The sequence below is a fragment of the Streptomyces sp. NPDC056128 genome (assembly GCF_042263835.1).
Classification (GTDB): domain Bacteria; phylum Actinomycetota; class Actinomycetes; order Streptomycetales; family Streptomycetaceae; genus Streptomyces.
Genome location: NZ_JBHJVQ010000066.1, coordinates 1 through 5,849, shown reverse-complemented (window position 1 = coordinate 5,849; position 5,849 = coordinate 1). Strand labels below are relative to the sequence as shown.

Annotated in this window: 1 protein-coding gene; it reads right to left on the bottom strand. The window is 68.8% G+C overall.

The genetic code is table 11. The features are described from left to right. Positions 1-5,747: amino acid adenylation domain-containing protein (locus ACFC1X_RS40515; RefSeq protein WP_376364711.1), on the bottom strand; the 5,747-nt coding region annotated here is incomplete at its 3' end. Positions 5,748-5,849 lie beyond the last annotated feature (102 nt).

The window sequence follows — 5,849 nt, the reverse complement described above, 5'->3', positions numbered from 1 at the left end:
GTCCCCGCATCAAACAGATCCACCGACCCCGTAACCGACCCCCGCAACCCCCCAGGACGACCCTCACCATCAACCACCTCACCCAACGACACATCGAGATCAAACTTGGCTGCCCCCTGTCCGACAGACGCCGGCGCCACCCGCAGCCCGGGCAGGTCAAGCTTCGCCTGGCCCAGATCCTGTACTGCCAGCATGACCTGGAACAGCGGATGCCGCGCCAGCGAACGGTCCGGTGCCAGTACCTCCACCAACCGCTCGAACGGCACCTCCTGATGCTCCAGCGCCCCCAGACTCGTCTCCCGCACCCGCCCCAGCAGCTCACCAAACGTCGGATCCCCCGACACATCCGTACGCAACACCAGTGTGTTGACGAAGAACCCCACCAGATCATCCAGCGCCTGGTCAGTGCGGCCGGCCACCGCCGTACCGACGGGAATGTCCTCGCCCGCACCCAACTTCGACAGGAGCACGGCCAACGCGGCCTGCACCACCATGAACAGGGTCACGCCCTGCTCCCGCGCCAGCGCCGCCAGGCGCGCATGCACCTCCGCCGGAACCTCCACCCTCACCGTGTGGCCACGATGTGAGGCCACCACCGGCCGCGCCCGGTCGCCCGGCAGAGCCAGCTCCTGCGGGGCCCCGGCCAGCGCGTCCCGCCAGAAACCCACCTGCCCGGCCAGCACACTGCCCGGATCACCCTCATCACCCAGCAGCTTCCGCTGCCACAGGGTGTAGTCCGCGTACTGCACCGGCAACGGCTCCCACCCCGGGGCCTCACCCGCACACCGCGCGGCGTACGCCACCGAGATGTCCCGCGCCAGGGGGCCCATCGACCATCCATCCCCCGCAACGTGATGCACCACCACCACCAAGACGTGCACGTCCGCACCGGTCTCGAGCAGAAGCGCCCGCAGCGGCACCTCGACGGCGAGGTCGAACCCCTGCCCGGTCTCCTCCGCCACCAGGTCCGCCACCTCACCCTCGCCAGCCCGCACAACCCGCAGCACCTCACCCACCGCTGAAGCCGCCAACACCTCCTGATACGGCTCCCCGTCCACCACCGGGAACACCGTCCGCAGCACCTCATGCCGACCCACAACATCACTCAGCGCCGCCCTCAACGCAGCAACATCCAGCACACCCTCCAACCGCAACGCAACCGGCATGTTGTACGTCGCACTCGGCCCCTCCAACTGCGCCAAGAACCACAACCGCCGCTGAGCAAACGACAACGGCACCCGCTCAGGCCGCACCCACCGCACCAACCCCACCCGCGCACCACCCGCACCCGCAAGCCGCACCGCCAACCCCGCCGGCGTAGGAGCCTCGAACAAGGCCCGCACACCCAACTCCACCCCGAACACCGACCGCACCCGCGACACCAACCGCATCGCCAACAACGAATGCCCACCCAAGTCAAAGAAGCTGTCCTCCACCCCCACTCGTTCAAGGCCGAGGACGTCCGCGAACACGCCACACATCAGCTCTTCGGCCACCGACGCCGGTGCCCGCCCGCCACCGGCCCCCGTGTACTCCGGCGCCGGCAGAGCCGCCCGGTCCACCTTGCCGTTCACCGAGAACGGCAACCCGTCCAGTACGACCACCGCGGACGGCACCAGGTGATCCGGCAACCGCTCACCCACGTACGCACGCAACCGCGCAGACAGGTCGTCGCGCACGCCGTTGCCGCTCCTGGGGACCACGTATGCGGTCAGCCGCTTGTCACCGGACGTGTCCTCTCGGGCGATCACCACCGCCTGAGCCACACTCGGGTGGGCAGCCAACACCGCCTCGACCTCACCCGGCTCGATCCGGAAACCACGCACCTTCACCTGGTTGTCCGCCCGGCCGATGAACACCAGCTGCCCGTCCTTGGTCCACCGGGCCAGATCCCCCGTCCGGTACATCCGCTCCCCCGGCGCACCGAGCGGGCACGCTACGAACCGCTCACCGGTCAGGTCCGGCCGACCGTGATACCCCCGCGCCAGCCCGGTCCCGGCCACATACAGCTCGCCCGCCACCCCGGGCAGAACCGGTGACAGACCAGCGTCGAGCAGGTAGATGCGGGTGTTGTCCATCGGCCGGCCGATCGGCAGCACCGACGGAACTGCATCGGCGTCCCCAACCAGGATCTGGGTAGCACACAGGGTGATTTCGGTCGGCCCGTACACCTGCCGCACCGCAGCCCCTGGAGCAGCCGTCAGTACCGCCGACACCGCTGCCGACGGAACCACGTCCCCACCAGTCAGCACCTCGCTCACGCCAGCGAAGCACCCGGGGTCCTCCTCCACCAGCATCCGCAGCAGTCCCGCGGTCACATGCACACGGTCGAGCCCGTACTCCGCCACCAACGACCGCAACCCACCAGCGTCCAACTTGCCGGCCGGGGCCAGCACCACCGCTCCCCCGATAGCCAGCGTCACCCATGTCTCAAGCACCGACGCATCGAATTCGTACGGGCCGTGCCCCAACATCCGCCCGGGCTCTCCCCAGCACTGATCCACCACCAGCTCAGCCAGATCGCGTTGGGTCACCACCACACCCTTCGGGCGCCCCGTCGATCCGGACGTGAACATCACGTATGCCGCCGCTCCGGGCTCAGTCGGCACCGGCACGCCCGTCGGCTCCACCTCGGCCAGTTCCGTGACTACCGCCGGGTCGTCCACCGCCACCATCGGCACCGGCAGAGCAGCAGGCAACCCAGCGGTCAGGCTGCTGACGGTGACCATGCACACGGGCCCGGCCTCCGCAACCAGCAACGCCACGCGCTCTTCCGGATAGGAAGGATTGATGAAGAGATAGGCGCCGCCTGCCTTCCATACCCCCAACAGCGCCACCACCGCATCCACGGACCGCTCAAACATCACCCCCACCACCGACTCCGAACCCACACCTCGCGCCCTCAACACGCCTGCCAGCCGCGACGCCCGCTCATCCAACTCCCCGTACGACAACTCCACCTCCCCACACACCACCGCCACCGCACCCGGATCCCGCACCACCTGCCGCTCGAACAACTCCACCCACGTGACACCCGGCACCGGCTCGGCGGTGTCATTCCAGCCGGCCACCACCTGGTGCCGTTCCGCCTCCGACAGCACCTGGACCTGCCCCACCCGAGCCTGCGGGTCCGCGGCCACCAGCGACAGGACCTTCACCAACCGCGCAGCGACCGCATCCACGGTCCCCGCGTCGAACAGATCCGCCGCCCCGGTAACCGACCCCCGCAACCCCACCGGGCGGCCCTCACCGTCAACCACCTCACCCAACGACACATCAAGATCAAACTTCGCGACGCCCAACCCACCGAAAACCGGCACCACCCGCAGACCCGGCAGGTCCAGCCTGGCCTGGCCTTGATTCTGGAGAGCGAGCATGACCTGGAACAGCGGATGCCGCGCCAGCGAACGGTCCGGCGCCAGCACCTCCACCAACCGCTCGAACGGCACCTCCTGATGCTCCAGCGCCGCCAGGCTCGTCTCCCGTACCCGCTCCAGCAGCTCGCCGAAGGTCGGGTCCCCCGACACATCCGTACGCAACACCAGCGTGTTGACGAAGAACCCCACCAGATCATCCAGCGCCTGATCCGTACGCCCCGCCACCGCCGTACCGACGGGGATGTCCTCGCCCGCACCGAGACGGGACAGCAACACCGCCAGCGCGGCCTGCACCACCATGAACAGCGTCACGCCCTGCTCCCGCGCCAGCGCCGTCAGCTGCGCGTGCACCTCCGCCGGGACCACCAGCGACGCCGTGTGGCCCCGGTGCGAAGCCACCGCCGGCCGTGACCGGTCGCCCGGCAGCACCAGCTCCTGCGGCGCCCCTGCCAACGCGTCCCGCCAGAAGCCCACCTGGCCGGCCAGCACACTGCCCGGATCACCCTCATCCCCCAACAGCTCCCGCTGCCACAGCGCGTAATCCGCGTACTGCACCGGCAACGGCTCCCACCCCGGGGCCTCACCCGCACACCGCGCCGCATACGCCACCGAGATGTCCCGCGCCAACGGCCCCATCGACCACCCATCCCCCGCAACGTGATGCACCACCACCACCAACACATGCACATCCACACCAACCTCAACCAACAACGCCCGCAACGGCACCTCAAATCCGAGATCGAACCCGCGCCCGGTCTCCTCCGCCACCAGGTCCGCCACCTCCCCGTCGCCAGCCCGCGCAACCCGCAGCACCTCACCCACCTCAGAAGCCGCCAACACCTCCTGATACGGCTCCCCGTCCACCACCGGGAACACCGTCCGCAGCACCTCATGCCGACCCACAACATCACTCAGCGCCGCCCTCAACGCAGCAACATCCAGCCCACCCTCCAACCGCAACGCAACCGGCATGTTGTACGTCGCGCTCGGCCCCTCCAACTGCGCCAAGAACCACAACCGCCGCTGAGCAAACGACAACGGCACCCGCTCAGGCCGCTCCCACGGCGTCAAGCTCACCCGCGCCGCACCCGCACCCGCAATCCGCGCAGCCAACCCCGCCGGAGTCGGAGCCTCGAACAAGGCCCGCACACTCACCTCGACCCCGAACACCGACCGCACCCGCGACACCAAGCGCGTCGCCAACAACGAATGCCCACCCAACTCGAAGAAGTGGTCCTCCACACCAACCCGCGTCAGCCCCAACAACTCCGCGAACACACCACACAGGATTTCCTCGACCGCGGTCGTCGGCCCCCGCCCACCGTTGACCGTCCCGTACTCCGGGTCGGGCAACGCCGCTCGGTCCACCTTGCCGTTCACCGACAGCGGCAACTCATCCAGCACCACCACCGAGGAAGGCACCATGTACTCCGGCAGCCGCCCGTCGGCAAAGGCACGTACCTGCCCGGCCAAGTCATCGTCTTCATCTGCACCGGCCCCGTGAGCGGCGACCACATAGGCGGTCAGTCGCTTGTCACCGAGGCCCACCTCGCGTGCGACCACGACCGCCTGGCTCACCCCGGGATGCACCGCCAGCACGGCCTCGACCTCACCCGGCTCCACCCGGAACCCCCGCACCTTCACCTGATCATCCGCACGGCCAACGAACACCAGCTGCCCGTCCGCACTCCACCGCACCAGGTCACCGGTCCGATACATCCGCTCACCCACACCACCGAACGGACACGCGACGAACCGCTCTCCCGTCAGCCCAGGCCGCCCCTGATACCCCCGCGCCACCCCAGCCCCCGCCACATACAACTCCCCCGCCACACCCGGAGGCACCGGCTCCAGGAACCGGTCCAGCACATACACCCGCGTGTTCTCCAACGGCCGGCCAATCGGCAACACCCCCGGCACCAACCCCACATCCCCCACCACCCACTGCGTCGCACACAACGTCACCTCCGTCGGCCCATACAAATGCCGCACCACAACCCCAGGAACAGCCGCCAGCACACCCGACACCACACCCGACGGCACCACATCCCCACCCGTCAACACCTCACCCACCCCCACGAAACAACCCGCATCCTCCTCCACCAGCACCCGCAACAACCCCGCCGTCACATGCACCCGATCCAACCCACCACCCGCCACCAACGACCGCAGCACACCACCGTCCACCTCACCCACCGGCGCCAGCACCAGCACCCCACCGCCCGCCAACGTCACCCACAACTCGTACGCCGACGCATCAAACGCAAACGGAGCCCACCCCAGCACCCGACGCCCCGCCACCACACCCCAGGACCCGTCCACCACCAAACCCACCACATCCCGCTGACACACCACCACTCCCTTCGGCACCCCCAGTGACCCCGACGTATACATCACATACGCCGCCACACCCCCCAACCCACCCACACCCAAACCCACACCTGGATCCACCCCCGCCAACTCCACCACCAC